General features: G+C 45.9%; 2 protein-coding genes. Both read left to right on the plus strand.

Annotated features, from left to right (window positions below; translation table 11 throughout):
• Positions 1-259 precede the first annotated feature (259 nt).
• A complete protein-coding gene (locus V7Q33_RS18365) occupies positions 260-1,933 on the plus strand; it encodes a sodium/sugar symporter (protein WP_331978820.1) in 1,674 nt (557 codons plus the stop codon).
• Between the two features lie 273 nt (positions 1,934-2,206).
• Positions 2,207-3,171, plus strand: a 965-nt coding sequence (locus V7Q33_RS18370; protein WP_333820773.1) for a helix-turn-helix transcriptional regulator, incomplete at its 3' end; no start/stop codon positions are given.

Consider the following 3,171-nt stretch of genomic DNA (forward strand, 5'->3'; position numbering starts at 1 on the left):
GCTGCTGGATGAGTGTGATTGGGAGTGTTTGACTTCGTCATTCGTTTAACGATTAACGTGTAACCTATAACGACTCACGTCCAGCAGCTAGTAGCCAGAAGCCAGCAACTGATTTAAATATTTGCCGCATTCAGAATACAACAAAAAATTATTTTGTCGTTTCAAAAAGAACCTACATTTTTATCGATTGAACGAACGTGTGAAGGTCACTTTTACCTAACAACCATTTGCGAAACCAAACCGAATTACTCTTTATATCATGCGCCAATTACAAACTATTGACTATGTAGTCTTTCTGATTTACTTCGTCATTGTAGCCGGCTACGGCTACTGGATCTACCAACGAAAAAAGAAAACATCCACCGATTCCAAAGACTTCTTCCTCGCGGAAGGATCGCTCACCTGGTGGGCTATCGGTGCTTCGCTCATCGCTTCGAATATATCGGCCGAGCAATTTATCGGTATGTCGGGCTCCGGCTTTAAGATGGGACTCGCCATTGCTACCTATGAATGGATGGCCGCTGCCACCCTCATGATCGTTGCGATCTTCTTCATGCCCATCTACCTCAAAAATAAAATCTATACCATGCCGCAGTTCCTTACACAACGGTATGGGCAGACGGTAAGTACTATCATGGCGGTGTTCTGGCTGTTGCTTTATGTTGTTGTGAACCTCACTTCAATTTTGTACCTCGGTGCACTCGCCGTTACCACCGTATCGGGTATACCGTTCTGGACGTGTATGATCGGTCTTGCCGTGTTCGCAGTATTCATCACACTCGGTGGTATGAAAGTGATTGGTTATACCGATGTGATCCAGGTGTTCTTCCTGATCCTTGGTGGATTGGCTACTACGTATCTTGCTATGAATCTGGTGTCGCAACACTTTAGTACCGATGGCGTAGGAGAGGGCTTCAACCTGCTGATGCAGAAAGCTGATGACCACTTCCACATGGTGCTCGATAAGAGCAATCCCAATTACCTCGATCTTCCGGGACTCACCATTCTCATTGGTGGTATGTGGATTGTGAACCTGAACTACTGGGGATGCAACCAGTATATAACACAACGGGCACTCGGTGCCGACCTGCCTACAGCACGCAATGGTATATTGTTCGCGGCATTCCTGAAACTGTTGATGCCGATTATCGTGGTGCTTCCGGGTATAGCAGCGTATGTACTGTATAAAGATGGTATGTTCCAGCAAGACATGCTCGCCAATGGCGAACTGAACCCTGACCGCGCGTATCCTGTGCTGCTCAACTTATTGCCGGTAGGTCTGAAAGGTCTTGCGTTTGCTGCGCTTACGGCCGCCATCGTAGCATCGCTGGCCGGTAAAGCAAACAGTATATCTACGATCTTTACACTGGATATCTATAAAAAATTCATGAACAGCTCTGCATCTGAAAAGCAACTGGTATATATCGGTCGCGTGGTGGTAGTGGTAGCCATGGTGATTGCGATTATCATTTCACCGTTCCTCGGTATCGATAAGAAAGGCGGCTTCCAGTATATCCAGGAATATACCGGCTTTGTGTCGCCTGGTATATTTGCGATCTTCATTTTAGGATTCTTCTGGAAACGTACCAACGCGGCAGCAGCGATGGCGGCAGCGTTGATCACATTCCCGCTGTCGATCTTCCTCAAGTTTTTGCCCAAGATGGCAGACCTCTCAGGCCTTAGCAGCATGGGCTTCTCTGCACTGAATCCGGATAGTGGTTTATATGAAATTCCATTTCTTGACCGTATGGGATTTGTATTCCTCTTCTGCGTGCTTGTAATGGTAATTCTTACACTCATGGATCCAAACAGCAAGAACAATCCAAAAGGCCTCGAAGTAGATGCCAGCATGTTTAAACCGAAAGGAGCATTTGCGATCGGTGCAGTCCTGGTCATTGGTATTTTATCAACACTATATATCGTATTCTGGTAGCGGACCGTTAACTGTTATTAGTTAATGGTTACACGTTAACAGTTGTGCACTGATTGAACGGTTAACCTATAACAATTAACGTGTAACAGATAACTGCTAACTGTTAACGATAAAAGAGTCCTGACAAAATCGTCAGGACTTTTTGCTTTTATACCGAACTCATTGCAGACCTTCCCGTATACGTTGTATAAATCGCACCTTCCCATCCCATACACACACTTCTGGCAGCTCATAGCTCGCAACTAGCGGCTATTTTTTTCCTATCTTCACCCTATGAATCGCATCGACCGTCTCACAGCAATTCTTATACACCTGCAATCGAAACGCGTTGTAAAGGCCGAAGAAATGGCCGAACGTTTTGAGATCAGTCTTCGTACCGTTTACCGCGATGTAAAAGCGTTGATGGAAGCCGGTGTGCCGATCGGCTCCGAAGCAGGGAAGGGATATTTTATTGTAGATGGTTTTCATTTGCCTCCCGTAATGTTCACGCAGGAGGAGGCGAGTGCTATGCTGGTGGCTTCGAAGCTCGTGGAACGCATGACCGATAAGTCGATCCAGAAAACATTTGAGTCGGCTCTGATGAAGATCAAGGCTGTGCTGAACGACAACGAGAAAGATCATCTTGAAAACCTGCAGACCTATATCCAGGTATTCAGGGGATCGCCTATGTCGCAGAAAGAAGAGTTTCCCGATAATTTCATGACGGACATTCAAAAAGCGATCGTGAATAAACATGTGCTGCGAATAGATTATAGCAGCAATAATCAGGGCGAGTTAACCGATCGTGAGATTGAACCGATCGGATTGTTTTACTATAGCTTCGCGTGGCATTTGATCGCCTGGTGCCGGCTGCGCAATGGCTATCGCGATTTTCGTACCGACAGAATTATTAACCTGAAAAATACTTCGTGCACTTTTGATGACCGCAGCCGTTTTACACTACAGGAATATCTGGAGAGCCTCAAACACTCTAACCGCGATATGCACGAAGTAAAGCTGCTCTTTGATAAACCGGTAACAGGGTATATGTCGCACGCCAAACATTACTATGGTTTGGTATCTGAAGAGGACCTTGGTGATAAGGTGCGAATGAATTTTCTTGTAGGCAACCTGCGTTACTTCTGCCGTGGTATACTTATGCAAGGCAACACCGTGGAAATTGAATATCCTGAAGAAGCAAAGGCTATAGCACAGGAACTGGTGGAGGAGCTGTACGCACACTATTTGAAAGTAGCCGC

Source organism: Ohtaekwangia sp. (assembly GCF_036786105.1).
Taxonomy (GTDB): Bacteria; Bacteroidota; Bacteroidia; order Cytophagales; family Cyclobacteriaceae; genus Ohtaekwangia.

What these genes read in the sequence shown, in the direction of transcription:
- V7Q33_RS18365 (WP_331978820.1), top strand. Translation starts at nt 260, where the DNA reads ATGCGCCAATTACAAACTATTGACTATGTAGTCTTTCTGATTTACTTC.